The following is an 18,084-nucleotide window of genomic DNA, read 5'->3' as shown; positions in this document are numbered from 1 at the left end:
CTCGGGCGCGGACGGGGGTGTACCGCCCTTCGGGCGGGGCGGGTTTTGCTCGCCCTGACGGGCGGGGTGGATTTCAGCCATGGCGATGGCTGGGCAATGCACCCCCCATTTTCTCTTTTCGGTTGCGCCGAAAAGAGAAAACGGGCCGTGCACGGTCCAAAAGAGAAAAGGCGCTGGGGCGAGAATTTGCCCGTGCGGGCAAATTTCGCCCAAAATGCGGGGGCTGGTCTGAACCGGTGCCCATTTGAATTGCCAATCTTCTGCCGGGTGCGCTTGACAGCGTACCTTGCGGGGGCACTCCGCCGCATTTGCGATTGCCAACGAGGGTGTTTTGCAGGTTTGACGCAAGGTCCCTTGCGCCGCTTCCCGCGCTTCGCGCATAGTCTGGCTTGAAGAGCAGACTTTTGCTTCTACCGCTTCCGGCAGACCAGCTCGTCTAGGGTTAGGTCATAAAAGTCCGCCAGCCCAATCAGAGCGGTCAGTTTCGGTTCCCGTAAGCCTCGCTCGTAATTTTGATATGCCCGCAGGCTGAGTTTTGCGCCGTCTGCAACAGCTTCTTGTGTCAAACCGCTGTTTGTCCGCAAAGAGAAAAGATGCTCAGAGAATTTCATATGAACTCTTTCTGTTGACAAGTACGTTTGAGTATGTTATAATAAACATACTCAAACGCGCCTGCCAACTATTTTATGGAGTAAATTATGAGAGATTATATTGATGTCCTCCTGAATGAACTGGAGGAACAATGGGTGACATTTTTAGATGGAGAATATTTTCTTCAAAAAGCCAGATCGGATCATGCCGAAAAAGCGCTGCAAGAAACGTTTTCAGAATCCCAAGCAGAACTGTTCATAGCATATGAAGAACAGCATAACGCAATGGCAGTCATCTACGAAGCGGCACTGGCCCGCCAAGCCTTTCTATTAGCAAAAGAAATCTACCGCTGACAATCCGGTAGAACAAAAAGCTCTCTTTCAAGCCAGACTATGCGCGAAGCGCGGGAAGCGGCGCTAGGGACCTTGCGTCAAACCTGCAAAACACCCTCGTTGGCAGTCGCAAATGCGGCAGAGCGCCTCCGCAAGGTACGCTGTCAAGCGCACCCGGCAGAAGACCGGCAATCCAAATGGGCACCGGTTCAGGCCAGCCCCCGTAACTTGGGCGAATTTGACCCTTGCGGTCAAATTCGTCCCCAGCGCCTTTTCTCTTTTGGACCGTGCACGGCCCGTTTTCTCTTTTCGGCGCAACCGAAAAGAGAAAATGGGGGGTGCATTGCCCAGCCATCATCATGGCTGAAATCTCCCCCGCCCGTCAGGGCGAGCAAAACCCGCCCACGCCCAAAGGGCGGTCACACCGGCTCCCCGTAGAGGGCCCAAGTATTGCTCCCAGTAATCTTGACAGTGATAAACTGTCCAATCAATCTCTCCTCCCCGGTGAGGCGCACCAGCCTGTTCCCCTCCGTCCGGGAGGACAGCGGAAACGCCGGGTCGTCGCTGACCCCGTCCACCAGCACGCGCAGCGTCTTTCCCACATACCCGGCGTGAAGCGCCGCCGACCGCCCGTTCTGTACCTCCAGAAGCTTGTCAAACCACTTCTGCTTCTCCTCCCGGCTGGCCGGGTCCGGCAGCTCTGCCGCTTTTGTCCCGGGACGGGGACTGTAGATGAAGGTGAACAGGGCGTCAAACCCCACCTCTTCCACCAGCGACACCGTGTCCATGGCCTCCGCCTCCGTCTCGCCGGGGAAGCCGATAATCACATCGCTGGTCACCACCAGCCCGGGCATGACGCTGCGGGCGTAGTTCACCAGCTCCAGATACTGCGCCCGGGTGTACCGCCGGTTCATCTCCTTTAAGATGCGGTCATTGCCGGACTGGAAAGGCAGGTGCAGCTGCTTTGCCACGTGGGAGCACCGGGCCATGGTGTCAAAGAGCTTCTTCGTGGCGTCCTTGGGGTGGCTGGACATGAAGCGGATCAGATAGTCCCCGGGAATCCGGTCGATCTCCGCCAGCAGATCCGCGAAGTCGTAATCAAGCTCCAGGTCGTTTCCGTAGGAATTCACATTCTGGCCCAGGAGGGTGATGTCCTTATAGCCCGCTTCCACCAGCTGCCTAACCTCCGCCAGCACGGCGGCGGGATCGCGGCTCCGCTCCCGGCCCCGAACGTAGGGCACGATGCAGTAGGAGCAGAAGTTGTTGCACCCGTACATGATGGAAACCCAGGCCTTCACACCGTCCTCCCGCACCGCGGGAATGCCCTCGGCGATGGTGCCGTGCTCGTCCGCCACGGAAAAGACCCGCTTTTTCGTCTCATAGACCTGCCAGAGGAGCTCCGGGAATTTCCACAGGGCGTGGGGGCCAAACACCAGATCCACGTGGCGGTAGGACTCCTTCACTCGTTTGGACACCCGCTCCTCCTGGGCCATGCACCCGCACAGGGCGATGACCTGCTCGGGATTTTCTTTTTTTGTGTGGGTCAGGATGCCCAAGTTTCCAAAGACCCGCTGTTCCGCGTGCTCCCGGACAGCGCAGGTGTTCAGGATCACCAGATCCGCCTCTTTGGGGTCATCGGTGAAGGTGAAGCCCATCTGCTCCAGCATTCCCATGAGCTTCTGACCGTCCGCCACGTTCTGCTGACAGCCGAAGGTGTCCACACAGGCGGCGGGGTGGGCCTCCCGGGCATCGAACATGGCCCGGACCCGCTCTTCAAATTTTCGCTGGCGGGCCAGATTTTCCTCCGGTACCAGCACCTTTTCCCGTTCCAGATCCATCTCCTCCAGATCATGATATTATAACTGAGTTATTGTAGCATAAAAGGGGAAAAAGTACAAGCGGCAAAATGGCAGGGGAAGTATCCAACCGCATATTTTACCGTCCGCAATTTTGTTTTTGGCTGGGGTTTTGCAGGGGCGGGGCGCTGTCCCCGCCTGTTTTTCCGAAAGCGCCGGGTTTCCGGCGGACGGGGCGGGACAGAGTTTGGCCCCTCATAAAATTTGTGAAGGGGACACGCCCAATGGCAGGCGTTCGCTCCCTGTTCCAAGGTCGTGGAAGGGAAGACGCGTGGACGGTATGGCATGAGGCGGGCCTTACGTCTCTCGCTGGCCGCCTGGAGGAATTCCGGGCGAAATCATAGATCAAAAAGCCCGGTCCCCTGAAAGGGGACCGGGCTTGGCGCTTGCTTTGCGGGAGCCGGCTGCGGGCGGATCAGGCGGCCAGCGTGCTGGGCAGCCAGGTGGACAGAGGCGGGAAGACCGCGCAGAGCACCGGGACAAGAACAATGATAATGATGAAGGAGATGACGCCCTTGCAGACCTTCCGGATCTTGACCTCCGGCGGCAGGATGCCCTTGGCATATAGAACAGGTCGAAGCCGAGGGGCGGGATCATGAAGCAGGTCTGGAGCATGGAGGCGGTGACGGCCGCCAGCCACAGCCGGTCAGAGCCGAGCTGGTCCGTGATGGGCAGGAAGATGGGGAACACGAGCATCGCAATGCCCGGCCAGCCGATGAGCATGCCGAGGATGAAGACGATGGCCATCATGATGGCGAAGGCGTCCCGCTTGCCGCTGCCCATGCCCCGCTGGGCGATGATCTACTCGCCGTCCAGGGACATGAACACGCCGGTAAACACCGCCGCGCCGAGGAGAATGCAGATCAATATCGGTTTTTTCGGAACGGTAAGATCCGCCCGGACCGGGGGAAACTCCCCGGCCAGACGGTGTTTTCAATTGTGAATCCAGATCCTTACTTCGCGGCCTTGGCGGCGCGGATGGCCTCGGTGAGCATGGGGGTGACCTTGAACAGGTCGCCGCAGATGCCGTAGTCGGCAATCTCGAAGATGGGGGCGGTGTCGTTCTTGTTCACCGCGATGATGCACTCGGAATCCTGCATGCCGGCCTTGTGCTGAATAGCGCCGGAGATGCCCAGGGCGATGTACACCTTGGGGTGCACGGTCTTGCCGGTCTGGCCCACCTGATGGTCGGCGCTGAGCCAGCCGCTGTCGATGGTGGCGCGGCTGCCGCCCACGACGCCGCCCAGCTCGGCGGCAAGCTCCTCGGCCAGCTTGATGCCGCCTTCCACGTCCTTGCTGATGCCGCGGCCCACGGACACGATGAAGTCCGCGCCGATCAGGTCCACCAGCTTCTTGGCGGCCTTCACCACCTCGGTGACCTCGGTGTGGATGTCCGCGTCGGACAACGTGAAGGCGGGCTTCTCAATGACGCAGGCGGCGGCCTTGGCCTGGTCGAAGGCGTTCTTCTTCATAACGCCGGGACGGACCGTGGCCATGCAGGGACGGAAGCGGGGGCAGATGATGGTGGCCATCAGGTGGCCGCCGAAGGCGGGACGGGTCATCTTCAGGTTCCGGTCCTCCATGTCCCACTTCTGGCCGTCCACGTCCAGAGTGCTGCTCTCACGCAGGAACTGGATGTAGTTGGCCACGTCGATGTCCAGGTGGGTGCAGTCGGCGCACAGGCCGGTGTGGAGGCGGGCCGCGCAGCGGGGGGCCAGGTCGCGGCCGATGTTGGTGGCGCCGATCAGGAACGCCTCGGGCTTGAGCTCCTCAATGACGTCGCAGATGACCTTGGCGTAGGCGTCGGTGTTGTAGACGGCCAGCTTCTCGTCCTCGCAGACATAGACCTTGTCCGCGCCGTAGCCGCCCAGCTCCTTGGCGGCAGCCTCAATGCCCTTGCCGCCCAGCAGCAGTCCGCAGACGTTCACGCCCAGCTCGTTGGCCAGGTCGCGGCCCTTGGAGATCAGCTCAAAATCGGTGGGCATCAGCTTGCCCTCGCGCTGCTCGCAGAACACCCATACATCCTTGAAAGCAGCAATATCCGCGCTGTTGAAATTAGACATAATCGTTTATCCCCTTTCTCAGATGATGTGCTTCTTGGCCAGAATCCCGGCCAGCTGCTCGCAGGTCTCCTTGCCGTCGCCCTCCAGCATCATGCCGGCGCCCTTCTGGGGCGGGGTGAAGCTCTTGAAGATGTTGGTGGGAGAGCCCTTGAGGCCGATGGTGGCGGCGTCGATGAGCCTGTGGTCCTTCAGCTTCTCGTAGTCGAAGGTCTCCAGCGGCTTGGAGTAGGTGGCGTAGATGCCGCCGATGGACATGTAGCGGGGGTTGTTGAGCTCCTTGATGCAGGTCAGCAGGCAGGGAGTCTGGACCTTGATGGTCATGTAGCCGTCCTCCAGCATCCGTTTGACGGTGATGTTCTCCCCGTCCTTCTGGATGTCGGCGGCGTAGGTCACCTGGGGCAGGCCCAGTTTCTCGGCGATCTGGGGGCCCACCTGGGCGGTGTCGCCGTCGATGGCCTGGCGGCCGCACATGACGATGTCTCCCTTCTCCACGCCGATGGTGTCAATGGCCGCGGCCAGGATCTGGGAGGTGGCGTAGGTGTCGGACCCGCCGAACTCGCGGGCGGACACCAGCACGCCCTCGTCGGCGCCCATGGCCATCAGCTCCCGCAGCATCCCCGCGGCGGGAGGCGGGCCCATGGTGACAACGATAACCTTGCAGCCGGCGGCGTCCTTCAGTTTCAGGGCGGCCTCCACGGCGTTCATGTCGTCGGGGTTGGTGATGGTCTGCATGGAAGCCCGGTTCAGCGTGCCGTCGGGATTGACGGCCACCTTGCCGGAGGTATCAGGTACTTGCTTGACGCAAACAATGATCTTCATACTTGTTTTTCCTCCAAATTTATTTTGAATCCCAGGGCAGATCCCTTTCTGTGCTCACGACAGCCGGTCATGGCTGTCAATTTTGCCGTACAAAAGTCTTGCCGGGATCAGAGAAACTTTCTGCGCAGAGAGAAGTTAAACGTTGCCGCCGCTTCAGCCCGGTTGATTGCCGGACTGCCGGAGCGCGCGAAAGTTCTTTGGATACTTTCTTTCAAGAAAGTATCACAGGCCCATGTTGGCGGAGATGACGATGCGCTGGACCTCGGAGGTGCCCTCGTAGATCTCGGTGATCTTGGCGTCCCGCATCATGCGCTCCATGGGATAGTCCTTGGTGTAGCCGTAGCCGCCGAACATCTGCAGCGCCTTGGTGGTGGTCTTCATGGCGTGCTCGGAGCAGAAGAGCTTGGCCATGGCGGCCTCCTTGGTGTAGCGCACGCCCTGGCCCTTGAGGACCGCGGCCTGATAGGTCAGCAGGCGGCCGGCCTCGCAGCCCAGCTCCATGTCCGCGAAGGTGAACTGGGTGTTCTGGAACTTGCTGATGGGCTTGCCGAACTGAACGCGGCCCTTGGTGTACTCCTTGGCCTCATTCAAAGCGCCCTCGGCGATGCCCAGAGCCTGGGCCGCAATGCCGATCCGGCCGCCGTCCAGGGTCTGCATGGCGATGGAGAAGCCCTTGCCCTCGCGGCCCAGCATGTTCTCCTTGGGCACGATGCAGTCGGTGAACACGATCTCGGCGGTGGGAGAGCCGTGGAGGCCCATCTTCACCTCGTGCTTGCCAACGGAGAAGCCGGGGAAGGAGGACTCCACGATGAAGGCGGAGATGCCCTTGGTGCCCTTGGTCTTGTCGGTCATGGCGAAGACCACGAAGACGTCCGCCACGTAGCCGTTGGTGATGAAGATCTTGGAGCCGTTCATCACGTAGTGGTCCCCCTCCAGCCGGGCCTCGGTCTGGCCCTTGGAGGCGTCGGAGCCGGCGTTGGGCTCCGTCAGGGCGAAGGCGCCCACCTTGTGGCCGGTGGTCAGCATGGGGAGGTACTTCTTCTTCTGCTCCTCGGTGCCGTGGGTGAGGATGGGGTCGCAGCAAAGGCCGTTGTGGGTGGCCACGATGTCGCCGGTGGAGGCGCACTGCTTGCTCAGCTCCTCGATGCAGATGGCGGAGGCCAGGGGGTCCGCGCCGGTGCCGCCGTACTCCTTGGGTACGCACATGCCCATGACGCCCAGGTCAAAGAGCTTCTCGATGTTCTCCCGGGGATACTCGCTGTTGAGGTCGGTTTCGGCGGCGATGGGCTTCACTTCGTTCTCGGTGAATTCCGCCATCATCTTCCGAATCAGCTGGTGCTCACGGCTCAGATTGAAATCCATGTGATGTTCTCTCCTTATTACAATTTTCTGAGGGATTTTTGTACATTTTTGCCTAAATTTTCTCGATTTTTGCGTGAAAAGGACAACCCCCGAGTTTTGCCCCGGGGGTTGGTCCGGGATCATAAGATTAGACGTTTTTCCGAGATTTGCTTCCGGAAAAATTTCTCTGTTCGCTCCGCGGAAGGAATTCCGTTCCGGCCCCGCCTTGCGGCGAGGACTCCGCCCGCTCAGCTCCGGCCTGAGAGCCGCCGCTTCGCGGCGGTTGGCCTCCGAGACGCGCCTGCGGGTGCGGCATTCCCTCTCCATGCGCGGACCGCTTGGCCGGGCTTGGCGCGGGGGCCCGGGGAGCGGCTTACTGAATGCCCGCGATGTCCTTGGCGAACTGCTTCTTTCCCTGGATGTTGCCCTGGCGGGCGATCATGATCCGCTGGGCCTGGGGCGAGCCTGCGCCGTGCATGGACTCCGTGCGGTAGCCCACTGCAGCGGCGCCCAGGCACATGTTCTCCAGGAAGCGCATGATCCGCTGGCGGTCCTCGGTGGAGACGCCCTCCCGGGCGGCGAAAAACTTCTTGCAGATCTCGCCGATGGTCTCCCCGTTCCGGCCCACTACGGTGTCGGAGTCGAAGTCCTTCTGGCTGGGCATGGTGACCATCAGGCCGCCGGCGATGTCCTCCGCCAGGCGCACGATCTCGTAGGGGAAGCGGGTCACGTTCTGCTTGCAGACGTTGGCCAGCAGCAGGTCGATCTGGTAGTTGCCCGCCTTGGTGGGAGCGCCCTGGCTGGAGCAGGCGATGCCGCAGCAGTACAGCGTCTCGTTCAGGTGGGTCATCTCAATGAGCTTATCCTTCACCGCGCTGGCCTTCTCCACGCCGTTGTACTCGGCGGCAAGGGCCGCGGCGCCGATGACCACGTCGCCCACGCCCACCTTGCACCCGCCGTAGCTCTGGCGGTGGTAGCCGGCGAACCGCTCCACGATCATGCCGGCGAACTCATACTCGCCGTTTAAGAAGATGTACTCGTTGGGGATGAACACATGGTCCAGCACCACCAGGGCCTCCTGGCCGCCGAACTTGGCATTGCCCACGTCGATGTCCGCGTTTTCCTCCAGCTTGCGGGTGTCGCAGGACTGGCGGCCGTAGATCATATACATGCCCTCGGCGTCGGTGGGGCAGGCGAAGGAGACGGCCCAGTCCTTGTCCGCCTCGCCCATGGCGATGGTGGGCATGAAGATGTGCCAGTGGCTGTTGATGGAGCCGGTCTGGTGGCACTTGGCGCCCGAGACCACGATGCCGTCCTCCCGGCGCTCCACCACGTGGACGTACATGTCCGGGTCCGCCTGCTGGCTGGGGGACTTGGACCGGTCGCCCTTGGGGTCGGTCATGGCGCCGTCCACGGTGAGGTCGTTGTCCTGGACGAAGGTGAGGAACTTCTTGAAGTTCTCGTGGTAGCGGGTGCCGTGCTTCTCGTCGATCTCGTAGGTGCTGGAGTAGACGGCGTTAAAGGCGTCCATGCCCACGCAGCGCTGGAAGCAGCTGGCGGTCTTCTGGCCCAGCAGACGCTGCATCTTCACCTTGTTAATGAGGTCCTCGGTGGACTGGTGCAGGTGGGTGAAGCGGTTGACGGTGTGGCCCGTCAGGCTGGACTTTACGGTCATCAGGTCCGCGTACTGGGGGTCCTGGGCCAGGGCATAGGTCATGGCCACGCAGTTGATGGAGGGGCGGATCATGGGGTGGTCCACCCAGTTGTCGATTTTTTCGCCGAACATGTAGACCCGGGTGTTCAGCTTCCGCAGGCTCTCCACATACTCGTTGGCGGTCATTAAGGCCATTTGATTGGTCCTCCTTTTTGTTCTTGGGGGGCTTTTATCTTCTATTGAGGGACGCTGTCTGCCGCTTTGCGGCAGAGACGCTGTGTTTTTGCCTCTTTTGGGGGAATCCCGCGCCCTGCGGGGTGCAGGGGCGCTGCCCCTGCACCCCGCAAGCCTTTGAAAAGGCTTGCGCGAAACTTTTATACTTTAGTCGTTGGCAAGGCCCATGAGCTCATCCTTGAAAATGCGCTCGTCCATGAGCTTCAGATCCTCGGCGATTTTGGGCATGAACTCCATCTGGTCCAGCACCTGGGTCTGGAGGTCGATGCCGGGGGCGATCTCAATCAGCGTCACGCCCTCGGGGCGGAGCTCAAAGACGGCCCGCTCGGTGACATACAGCACCGGCTGGTGGACCTTGTTGGCGTATACGCCGGAGAAGGTGATGTGCTCCACCTCGTTGACAAACTTCTTCTTGGCGCCCTCCTGGGTGATGACCAGCTTGCCGTCCCGGCACTCGGTCTTGAGGCCCTTGGCGGTGAAGGTGCCGCAGTAGACCACCTTTTTGGCGTTCTGAGTGATGTCGATGAAGCCGCCGGCGCCCGCCAGGCGCGTGCCGAATTTGGACACGTTCAGGTCTCCGTTGGGGGCCGTCTCCGCCAGGCCCAGGAAGGCCACGTCCAGGCCGCCGCCCTGGTAGAAGTCAAACTGGACGTTGTGGTCCAGAATGGCCATGGAGTTGGCCGCCGCGCCGAACTGGGTGCCGCCGTAGGGCACGCCGGCGATGGAGCCAGCCTCTACGGTGAGGGTCAGCTTGTCGGAGATGCCCTCCTCCGCCGCCACGTTGGCGATCTTCTCCGGCGCGCCGGTGCCCAGGTTGACAATGGCGTCCTGGGGCAGCTCCATGGCCGCCCGGCGGGCCAGAATCTTCTTGGCGTCCAGGGGGATGGGGGGGATGGCGTCCACGGGGATGCGGAACTCGCCGGTGAGGGCGCCGTCGTAGGGCATCCCCAGGCACTGCATATTGTCCTCGATGGAGCCCACCACGATGGCGTCCACGTAGATGCCGGGGATCTTCACCAGCTTGGGGTCAAGGGAGCCGCCCTGGACGATCTTCTCCACCTGGACAATGACCTTGCCGCCGGAGTTCTTGGTGGCCTGGGCCTGGGCGGTGACGTCCAGAGGGCCGATCTCCCTATGTACGGTGCAGTTGCCGTACTCGTCGGCGTAGCTGCCCCGGAGGAAGCAGACGTTGATGGGGAAGCCCTTGTACAGCAGGCGCTCCTCGCCCTCGATCTCAATGAGCTTTACCAGGTCCTCTTTCGTGCAGGTGTTCAGCTTGCCGCCGCCGTTGCGGGGGTCGGCGAAGGTGTACAGGCCCACGTGAGTGATGGTGCCGATGTTGTGGGCGGCGATGTCCCGGTACATGTGGGTGATGACGCCCTGGGGCAGGTTGTAGGCTTCGATCTTGTTGGCCAGGGCCAGGTCGCCCAGCTTGGGGGCCCGGTCCCAGTGGCCTCCCACCACCCGCTTGACCATGCCCTCGTGGCCGTAGTGGTCGCCGCCGGTGCCGTCCCGGTGGCCCTGGCCCGCGGCGAAGAACAGCGTCAGGTCCCTGGGGTGGCCGGTCTCCACAAAGCGCTTTTCCAGGGCGGTGGACAGCGCCTCGGGGCAGGCGCAGCTGACGAAGCCGCCGGTGGAGATGGTGTCGCCGTCGTTGACCAGCAGCGCGGCCTCCTCAGCGGAGATCACACGAACTTTTTTCATGGTTTTCCACTCCTCGATTGATGATAGGTGTGTTTTTGGCTGCTATTACAGCCTTTATTTGTTCTGGAAGTGCTTTTCCTTGCGCTTTTCCAGGAAGGCGCCCATGCCCTCCTTCTGGTCCTCGGTGGCAAAGCACATGGCAAACAGCTCGTTCTCCAGGGCAATGCCGTCGTCAATGTCCATCTGCATGCCCCGGTCAATGCATGCCTTGGAGTACTTCACGGCGATAGGAGCGTTGACGGCGAAGGACTGGGCCATGGCAATGGCGGCGTCCATCAGCTGCTCCAGGGGATAGACCTCGTTCACCAGGCCGATGGCCTTGGCCTCGGCGGCGTCGATGACCTTGCCGGAGAAGATCAGCTCCTTGGCCTTGGCCAGTCCTACACGGCGGGGCAGGCGCTGGGTGCCGGAGAAGCCGGGGGTGATGCCAAGGCCCACCTCGGGCTGGCCGAACTTGGCGCCGCCCTTGCCCTCGGCGTTGGGACCGGCGGCCAGAATGATGTCGCAGCTCATGGCGATCTCACAGCCGCCGCCCAGGGCGAAGCCGTTCACCGCGGCGATGGTGGGGATCTCCAGCTTCTCGATGCGGCGGAACAGGGCGCTGCCCCGCTGGCCCCACTTGCGGCCCTGGGCCACGTCCATGGGCTTTTGCTCGCCGATGTCTGCGCCGGCCACGAAGGAACGGCCCTCGCCGGTGAGGATAAAGGCCCGCAGCTCCGTGTCCTTCTCCACCTCGGAAATCAGCTGCTCCAGCTCTCCCACGACAGTGGAGTTGAGGGCGTTCAGCGCCTCGGGGCGGTTGATGGTGGCAATGCCGATGTTGTCCTTCTTCTCGTAGCGAACGGTCTGATACATGATAGCTCCTCCTTAAATATTGGTATGTCCCGCCGCCTTTTGCCGCGGCGCGCTTTTGCTGTTAAGAATAATAGCAATTTCTGTACCATATTTCAAGTCCGTTTTGCTGGAAAGCGGCGGCCATTTCTGTCACATTCCACAATGCGGGACAGGCTCCCGCCATAAAGCACACCCTGTTTTTTCCTTGATTTTCCAATGATCCGCCGGATCGCGACGGCTCTATTCATTTTTGAATAGAGCTGAAGATGCCTGCAGTCCGGCCCTCCGGCGTCGGATTTTGCCGCAGGGTATAAATCCAGGTCGAAATTTTGGCTATTCCGCACACAGATTTTCCACTCATTTCCTCTTTCTATTCATTTTTGAATATGGTATACTCAAAAATGAATAGAAGACCGTCCCGCCGCACCAAACCGGAAAGGAGCTGTCCGTTATGCCCCAGATCCCCGCCCTGCCCTACGCCTTTGAGGAGGACATCAACCTTAAGAGCCTCTTTGACATCATCAGTCCTGAGAACAACCTGGTTCTGGCGGACGACATGATGCTCTCCGACGCCAAGGGCATCATTCTGCGGGTCAGCGAGACCTACGAGAAGAACTTCGGCTTCACCCACAACTCTATTGTGGGCCGCTCCGCCTTTGACCTGGAGGCGGACGGCACCTTTGTCCCCTGCATCACGGCGGACGTTATCCGCCAGAAGCAGAAGATCACCACCACCCAGACCATCAACCGCATCCACAAAAACGTGATGACTGTGGGCATTCCCCTCTTTGACGCGGGCGGGGAGCTGAAATATGTGATGTGCTTCAACACGGTGTCCATGGAGCAGATCAACAGCATTCAGCGCAACTACCGCAGCATGCAGGACTCCCTGCTGCAGTACTCCCAGGAGATTGCGGAGCTGCGCCTCCGGGCCACCGAGACCAGCCTGGTCTTCAAGAGCCAGCCCATGCAGCGGCTTTTGACCCTGATGCAGAACACCGCCAACACCAAGGCCAACATCCTCATCACCGGGGAGACCGGCGTGGGCAAGAGCGCCGTGGCCAAGGCCATCCACGCCATGAGCAGCCGGGCCGCCGGTCCTTTTATCGAGGTCAACTGCGCGGTGCTCCATGAGAACCTCATCGAGTCGGAGCTCTTCGGCTATGAGAAGGGGGCCTTCACCGGGGCGGCCTCCACGGGCAAGATCGGAAAAATCGAGCTGGCCAACCGCGGCACTCTCTTCCTGGACGAGATCGGCGAGCTGCCCCCCCATATCCAGTCCAAGCTTTTGCAGCTGATCCAGGAGAAGACCATTGAGCGCCTCTCCGGCACCAGGAAGATCGAGCTGGACTTCCGGCTGCTGGTGGCCACCAACCGGGACCTGGAGGACGCGGTGCACCGGGGCGCCTTCCGCTCCGACCTCTTCTACCGGCTCAACGTCATCCGGATGCACATTCCGCCCCTGCGGCAGCGGACGGAGGACGTGCTCCCCCTGGCCCACCAGTTCCTCTCCCGGTTCTGCCAGGAGTACGGCAGCGCCCTGACCCTCAGCCCCCGCCTCATGGCCTTTTTGGAGCAGTACCACTGGCCCGGCAACGTCCGCCAGCTGGAAAACCTGATGGAGCGCATGGCCATCACCGTCCAGGACCCGGTGATTGATCTGATCCACCTGCCGCCGGAGTACGCCGGGGAGCCGGCACATGCCATTTCCCCGCCCGCGCGGAGCGGCACCCTGGCGGAGCGGATGGAGGCCTACGAGGGCCAGATCATCCGGGAGTCCTACGGCCGCTGCGGCACCACGGTGGCGGTTGCGAAGGAGCTGGGCATCTCCCAGGCAACCGCTGCCCGAAAGATCGCCAAATACGCCGGAAAGGAGGCCCGCACATGAGCCTGGTCTCGTTAAAAGCCGAGCTGCGCCAGCAGCTCAAGCTGTCCCCCCAGCTGCTCCAGTCCATGGAGATTCTGCAGATGAACTCCCAGGAGCTGCTGGAGTACCTGGGACGCCTCACCGAGGAGAACCCCCTGCTGGAGCCGGAGGACGCCCCCTCCCTCCGGGACGCCTATGAGGAGCTGCGGCAAAAGGCCAGCTGGATTGACGGCGGCGTGTATGGCGCCACCTTCGCCCACGCCGAAAACGCCCCGCCGGAGCGGGGGGCGGCGGACCGTGAGCTGGAGAGCCTGGCGGCCTTCCTCCGGGACCAGCTGGAGCGCATGCGCCTGCCAAAGCCCCTGCTGGCCCTGTCCAAGTACATCGCGGAAATGGTGGATGAGGACGGTTATCTGGATGATGCCGATTTGGACGGCCTGCGGGAGCTGAAAATTCCGGACACGCTGATCCGGCAGGCTCTGGACACCGTCCAGTCCCTGGACCCCGCCGGCGTGGGGGCCCGGGATCTCTCCGAGTGTTTGCTGCTGCAGCTGGCCCGGCGGGAGAACGTCTCCCCGGCGGTGATGGACATCGCCGCCCGATTTCTGCCGGAGCTGGGAAAGAAGCACTACGGCCCCATCGCCCGGGAGCTGGGCCTTTCCGCGGCGGAGATCCAGGCGGCGGAGAAGGTCATCTCCTCCCTGGACCCCCATCCGGGGCGGGCCTTCCAGCCGGCGGAGCCGGCGGTCTACGTCCGGCCCGATGTGTTCATTGTGGAGCTGGACGGGGTCCTGACAGCCGTCCTCAACGAATACTATCTTCCCAGAATTTCCATCAGCTCCTACTACACCCGGCTTTTGAAGGACTCCGACGAGAAGGAGACCCGGGACTACCTCCGCCAGAAGATGCAGCAGGCCAAGTGGCTCCTCACCAGCCTGGACCGCCGGGGCGGTACTCTCCGCCGCTGCGCGGACGCCATTCTGGAGGCCCAGCGTCCCTTCTTCGCCGGGGAGACCGGGGAGCTGGCCCCCATGAGCCTCCTCTCGCTGTCGGAGGCGCTGGAGCTGCACCCCTCCACCATCTCCCGGGCCGCCCGGGACAAGTATCTCCAGTGCCGCCAGGGCACCTATCCCCTGCGGTACTTTTTCAGCCGGGCCGTGGGGGAGCAGGGCCCCTCCCGGCAGGCGGTGAAGCAGAGGCTTTTGGCCCTGGTGCAAAATGAGGACCCCCGCCGGCCCCTCAGCGACCAGCGGCTGTGCGAGCTGCTGGCGGAGGACGGCGTCCGGGTGGCCCGCCGCACGGTGGCCAAATACCGCATGGAGCTGCGCCTCCCCTCCTCCTCTGGCAGGAGGCGGTGAGCCGGCTGCGCCGCGCACATAAAATCCCCGGCGGGATATGATTCTTCATATCCCGCCGGGGGCAGTGCGTTTTCTGTCTCAGGTTTCCGGCATCACCGCCGGCAGGTCGTTCAGATCCGCCATGCAGAGCCGGGTCACGCCGAACAGCCCCGCCAGCCGGGCCCGGGCCTCGATGGCGCGGTCGTTGAGATACCAGACCACGGCCTCCCGCTTTTCGTAGACGGAGGAGGCGTAGGCGCAGTCGTAGCGGGTGGAGTAGTACGCCTTCGTCTCATCCGCCGTCAGCAGCTTTCGGATTTCCGCCTGGGAGATGCCGCCGGACTCCCGGCCGCCCAGGTACAAAGTTCCATCGGTGGACACCAGCAGGGCCAGCTTGTCGCCGTCGATGACGCCGCGCAGCTCGCCCAGGGCGTAGTACGCCTCCTCCAGGGGCTCCACCGGGGCGGTGGGGAAGTCCCCCGAGAGGCCCTTGTGAGAGGAGACGCGCAGAATCAGGCAGTCCACATTCTCGCCGATCAGGCCGTAGTTATAGCCCTCGTAGGCCGTGCCGTCCCAGGCGGGGGCGTCGGCGATCACGTAGAGAGGCTTTCCGTCCAAAGCGGGCCGCAGCGCCCGCATCAGCCGGCTCATGGCGCTCTCCTGGGTGCTTTTCAGCTTCTCCAGATCCAGCAGCAGCCCGTCATAGCCGCCTTTTTCCACGGCCTCCGCCAGCACCGACATGGTCTCATCCGTATCCCCGTTCAGGGCGGTGGGTCCCCCCACCACGTGCAAAAACGCCTTGGCTCCCGCCTGGCGGATCGTCTCCTGCAAAGCGGTAATCCTCCCGGCCTCCATGGTGATGGGCACCGAGGGCTTGCCGGCGCACATCAGCCGGCCGGCGGAGATGGCCACCGTCTCATAGCCGGCCAGATCCGGCAAATCCGCCTCGGAACTGGCGATGCCGATGCTCCGGGCGGCGGGGGCGTGAAGCTTGTCGTAGAGCTCCATGAGAATGACGGCTACGTCCTCCCGGGCGGCGGGCTCGTCGGGGGAGAACTGGGTGCGGGTGCCGCCGCTGACCAGGCCGAAGTCATAGGCCATGGCGATGTACCCCGGGTTGGTCCGCACGTCCCGGAAGGGCGTGGCCAGATCCTGGGCCAGGGCGGCGACGGTCTCGTACCCCAGCGCCCGCACCAGCAGCACCGCCAGCTCCTCCCGGGTGATGGCGTCGTTTGGACGGAAGGTGCCGCTCTGGCTGGACAAGGCGCCGCAGGCCGCGGCGGCCTCCACGGCGCCGTAGCACCAGGTGCCGGCGGGTACGTCGGAGTAGGTGGGGGTCTTGGACACATTTTTCGTGTCCCAGCCGAAAAAGCGGCTGGCCGCCACCACAAAGGCGCCCCGGGTGATGGAGTGGCCCACGCCGAACCGCGCGGCGCTCTCTCCCTGGAAAAAGCCCAGTTCCACGCAGCGCTGAATGGCCTCCGCCGCCGGGTGGGAGGCGGGCACGTCCTGGAACTGGCCTGCGGCGGAGGCCGGGGGGACGGCCCCCGCCAGCAGGGCGCACAGTGCCAGACAGGCAATTGCTCGATGCAGTTGTTGTTTCATAACCGTTCAGTCTCCTTTGAGAAAACAGATATGGGAATTATATCAAATCCTTCGCGATTCGTCAAATCCCGCTGAAAGCGGGAAACGTCCGACTGCGTTTTACCATTCGCGGTTTTGGCCTGCGGCCCCTGCATAAAATCTGCGAAGAGGACGCGCCCCTCAAAGCGCCGGCGGCTGTACGGAGACAAATTGAACGGAGCCCCTGCTGCAATCAATCGGAAGGACAAACCGCAGTCTGCGGGGATAGGAAGTGAGAAGATGATTTTCACAAGGGCGGAAGCGGCAGATCTTCTTGAAATAAGCAGCCTTTATGATGCGGTGTGTGATGATTTGTGCGCGCATGAAAATTATCCCGGGTGGAAAAAAGGGGTATATCCGACGGTGGATGACGCGCGCGCGGGAATCAAGGATGGCGCTTTGTACGTCATAAAAAATGATGCGAAAATAGTCGGGACGGTGCTCCTCCGCCATAGGCCGGAGGAGGGGTACGAAAACGCCGGATGGCTCACGGAGAGCAGCTATGACAATATATATGTAATTTATACGCTTGCAGTACATCCGGATTTCACAGGATTGGGAATCGGGAAAATGCTGCTGGATCAGGCGGAGAAGCTTGCCGGAAAAGAGGGATGCAGAAGCATCAGGCTTGACGTCGCCAAGGGGAATATCTCCGCCGAGAGCTTATATAAAAAATGCGGATATAAATATGTTGGAACGGTCAGCCTTGGATATGAGAAGTACGGGCTTCCATGGTACAATCTCTACGAAAAAGTTCTGCGGGAGCCTGGATAACATTCGCTCCGCCGCGTCCGGCACTCCGCCGGTCAAACGCGGCCTGATCTATTTGTATGCCCGCAGGGCGGGAAACACTACATCGGTTTTAAGTTTTTATTGAGCCGGTCCGCCATCCAGGCGAGCCGTTTTTCCCGCCCGGCGTCCGTCTTGGCGTCGAAATACGCCCGCGCGTAGGTCTTCTTCACCGACGGCGGCATAGCCTGAAAGTTTGTGAAGGCGGGCTCAAAGCGCTCCAGCAGCGCGGACAGGCAGGCGATCTGCTCCTCTGTAACCGCCGGGGGCTTCGGCGCGTGCCACTGGCCGTTTTCCTTGGCTTCCTGTACTTTTCTTCTGCCGAAATCGGTCATCAGTCCCCGTTCCTCCAGGTCCTTGACCAGCGCCTTGTTTTTCTCCGACCACTTGCTCTTCTCCCTGCGCGGGGAGAAATATTTCTGATAGGTCTGAGCGTCAATGCGCTGCATCTGACCGTCAATCCAGCCAAAGCAGAGCGCCTCTTCCAGGGCCTCTCCCGCCGTTATTGTTTTCGGCCCGCCGGCCTTGCCGAATAGAAGCCAGACGCCGGCGCTTGACAAGCAGTGATCGCAGAGCCATTTCCGGAACTCTTCTCTGCTGGCAAATTCCATTAAATCGCTCATGACGCGCTCCTCCCGTTCCGGCGGCCGTATCTGCAGAAAACTCCCGATTTTCGTTTGCGACTTCGGCTTCTCAACCCCTGCTTTTGGTGTGCCGTGATCTTTTGCCGTGTCATTCCCTGACTTTATGCACAGTGATAATGGTATAACTGTGTGCGTTCACGGCTGTTCTGCAGTGACCTGCCGTTATGTACCAATTTTTTTCGATTTTTTCAAATTGTGGGTCTTTATCCGGAATGCGCTGTTTGATCCATTGAACAACGCAGTCTGTTTCAATCTGCAGGTTCTGCTCTATGCGTTCCGCACCCAGCTCCGTTGTAGAAGTTTGTCGATGTTTTCAAACAAGGCCTAATGGATTCATTTTAATACCGCCGCGTTTCAAAAAGGTTTTCTGTATATGAGAGGCTGTATTCATAAGTG

At 61.4% G+C, this 18,084-nt stretch carries 16 protein-coding genes; 4 read left to right on the top strand and 12 right to left on the bottom strand.

Annotation, left to right across the window (positions count from 1 at the left end):
- Positions 1-410 precede the first annotated feature (410 nt).
- Positions 411-611 (bottom strand): helix-turn-helix domain-containing protein, encoded by a 201-nt coding sequence (locus C816_RS25600; protein ID WP_016322079.1) that lies wholly within the window; start codon positions 609-611, stop codon positions 411-413.
- 87 nt (positions 612-698) lie between these two features.
- On the opposite strand from C816_RS25600, the gene C816_RS08990 reads away from it, so the two are divergent.
- Positions 699-944: a hypothetical protein gene (locus C816_RS08990; protein WP_016322078.1), complete on the top strand. Its 246-nt coding sequence runs from the start codon at positions 699-701 to the stop codon at positions 942-944.
- 398 nt (positions 945-1,342) lie between these two features.
- Here the strand turns inward: C816_RS08990 and miaB are convergent, their stop codons facing one another.
- The 8 genes from miaB to C816_RS08945 all read right to left on the bottom strand — a co-directional run bounded on the left by miaB (position 1,343) and on the right by C816_RS08945 (position 11,449).
- A complete protein-coding gene (miaB, locus tag C816_RS08985) occupies positions 1,343-2,761 on the bottom strand; it encodes a tRNA (N6-isopentenyl adenosine(37)-C2)-methylthiotransferase MiaB (protein ID WP_016322077.1) in 1,419 nt (472 codons plus the stop codon).
- A gap of 363 nt (positions 2,762-3,124) precedes the next feature.
- Positions 3,125-3,502, bottom strand: a complete 378-nt coding sequence (locus tag C816_RS25595; protein WP_371254369.1) for a hypothetical protein — start codon at positions 3,500-3,502, stop codon at positions 3,125-3,127.
- 230 nt (positions 3,503-3,732) lie between these two features.
- A complete protein-coding gene (gene acrA, locus C816_RS08970; protein ID WP_016322075.1) occupies positions 3,733-4,842 on the bottom strand; it encodes an acryloyl-CoA reductase electron transfer subunit beta in 1,110 nt (369 codons plus the stop codon).
- A gap of 18 nt (positions 4,843-4,860) precedes the next feature.
- Complete coding sequence (acrB, locus tag C816_RS08965) at positions 4,861-5,661, bottom strand: acryloyl-CoA reductase electron transfer subunit gamma (RefSeq protein ID WP_016322074.1); 801 nt, start codon at positions 5,659-5,661, stop codon at positions 4,861-4,863.
- Between the two features lie 222 nt (positions 5,662-5,883).
- Positions 5,884-7,023: an acyl-CoA dehydrogenase gene (locus C816_RS08960; protein WP_016322073.1), complete on the bottom strand. Its 1,140-nt coding sequence runs from the start codon at positions 7,021-7,023 to the stop codon at positions 5,884-5,886.
- Positions 7,024-7,375: 352 nt separating this feature from the next.
- A complete protein-coding gene (locus tag C816_RS08955; RefSeq protein ID WP_016322072.1) occupies positions 7,376-8,851 on the bottom strand; it encodes a 4-hydroxyphenylacetate 3-hydroxylase family protein in 1,476 nt (491 codons plus the stop codon).
- Between the two features lie 186 nt (positions 8,852-9,037).
- Positions 9,038-10,594 (bottom strand): acyl CoA:acetate/3-ketoacid CoA transferase, encoded by a 1,557-nt coding sequence (locus tag C816_RS08950; protein ID WP_016322071.1) that lies wholly within the window; start codon positions 10,592-10,594, stop codon positions 9,038-9,040.
- Between the two features lie 54 nt (positions 10,595-10,648).
- Complete coding sequence (locus C816_RS08945; protein ID WP_016322070.1) at positions 10,649-11,449, bottom strand: enoyl-CoA hydratase-related protein; 801 nt, start codon at positions 11,447-11,449, stop codon at positions 10,649-10,651.
- Positions 11,450-11,879: 430 nt separating this feature from the next.
- Between C816_RS08945 and C816_RS08940 the strand changes: the two genes are divergently transcribed.
- Positions 11,880-13,316 (top strand): sigma-54 interaction domain-containing protein, encoded by a 1,437-nt coding sequence (locus tag C816_RS08940; RefSeq protein WP_016322069.1) that lies wholly within the window; start codon positions 11,880-11,882, stop codon positions 13,314-13,316.
- A complete protein-coding gene (gene rpoN, locus C816_RS08935) occupies positions 13,313-14,653 on the top strand; it encodes an RNA polymerase factor sigma-54 (protein WP_016322068.1) in 1,341 nt (446 codons plus the stop codon). Before C816_RS08940 ends, rpoN begins: the two co-directional genes overlap by 4 nt.
- 78 nt (positions 14,654-14,731) lie before the next feature.
- Here the strand turns inward: rpoN and C816_RS21755 are convergent, their stop codons facing one another.
- Entirely contained in the window at positions 14,732-16,237 is a 1,506-nt protein-coding gene (locus tag C816_RS21755) for an S-layer homology domain-containing protein (RefSeq protein ID WP_016322067.1), read from the bottom strand.
- A 258-nt stretch (positions 16,238-16,495) separates the two neighbouring features.
- Here C816_RS21755 and C816_RS08925 point away from each other — a divergent pair, with 258 nt between their 5' ends.
- Complete coding sequence (locus C816_RS08925; RefSeq protein ID WP_016322066.1) at positions 16,496-17,029, top strand: GNAT family N-acetyltransferase; 534 nt, start codon at positions 16,496-16,498, stop codon at positions 17,027-17,029.
- 77 nt (positions 17,030-17,106) lie between these two features.
- Here C816_RS08925 and C816_RS08920 read toward each other — a convergent pair whose 3' ends face one another.
- Together C816_RS08920 and C816_RS22655 are read right to left on the bottom strand one after the other, a co-directional pair.
- On the bottom strand, positions 17,107-17,667 hold the full coding sequence (locus C816_RS08920) for a YdeI/OmpD-associated family protein (RefSeq protein ID WP_016322065.1): 561 nt from the start codon (positions 17,665-17,667) through the stop codon (positions 17,107-17,109).
- Between the two features lie 109 nt (positions 17,668-17,776).
- Positions 17,777-17,941 (bottom strand): DUF3781 domain-containing protein, encoded by a 165-nt coding sequence (locus C816_RS22655; RefSeq protein ID WP_242832177.1) that lies wholly within the window; start codon positions 17,939-17,941, stop codon positions 17,777-17,779.
- Positions 17,942-18,084 lie beyond the last annotated feature (143 nt).

This window comes from Oscillibacter sp. 1-3 (genome assembly GCF_000403435.2).
Taxonomy (GTDB): Bacteria; Bacillota; Clostridia; order Oscillospirales; family Oscillospiraceae; genus Oscillibacter.
This window is presented reverse-complemented; position numbering and strand designations above follow the sequence as displayed.